Annotated in this window: 1 pseudogene; it reads left to right on the top strand. The window is 38.7% G+C overall.

Features of this window, described 5'->3' with window-relative positions:
* Positions 1-847, top strand: a pseudogene (locus N7659_RS08090) (IS3 family transposase); the annotation flags it as partial.

Genomic DNA, 847 nt, shown 5'->3' with positions numbered 1-847 from the left:
AATGGAAGAAGCTGGTCTCAAATTAGTGAAGCATACGATGTTAATCTTGCCAGTCTCAAGTACTTGGTAAAGCTTATGGATAGATATGGTGTTGAGAGTGTTAGAAAAAGAAAGAATAGCTACTATCCTCCTGAACTAAAGAAAGAAATCATTGATGGGGTTTTACTAGAAAATAGGTCTATCAAGCAAGTCTCATTAGATTATGCCCTACCAAACTATGGCATGCTTTCTAATTGGATAGCACAATACAAGAAAAACGGGTATACTATTGTTGAGAAAACAAGAGGGAGACCAAAAAAGATGGGCCGTAAACCAAAGAAAAAACCAGAAGAGATGACAGAGCTTGAGCGTCTTCAATATGAGAATGAATACCTTAGAGCGGAGAATGCTGTGCTAAAAAAGCTGAGAGAGTACCGTCTAAGGGACGAAGCAAGGCTCAAAGAGCAACAGAGATTATTCAAGGATTAATGGTTGAGTTTCCATTAACCGTTTTACTAGGTGTGTTAAAGTTGCCATCATCTAGCTATTATTACCATAAAAAACGCTTGGCTGATGATAAAGATAGTGCAGTTAAAGATGACATCACAGCTATCTATCGAGAACATAAAGGGAACTATGGTTACCGTCGTATCACCTTGGAACTCAGAAATCAAGGATATGTGATTAATCATAAGAAGGTGCAACGGTTGATGAGAGTTCTAGGGTTACAAGCTAGAATTCGTCGCAAGCGTCAGTATTCTTCTTACAAAGGTGAGGTTGGCAAGAAAGCCGCTAATCTGATTAATCGCTCATTTGAAGCGTCACAGCCTCTTAAGAAGTGTTATACAGATGTCACTGAATTTGCGAT

It is taken from the genome of Streptococcus sp. CSL10205-OR2 (genome assembly GCF_025660655.1).
In the GTDB taxonomy this organism is placed as follows: Bacteria; Bacillota; Bacilli; order Lactobacillales; family Streptococcaceae; genus Streptococcus.
The sequence above is the reverse complement of the archived record's forward strand: the minus strand, read 5'-3'. Positions and strand labels throughout refer to the sequence as shown.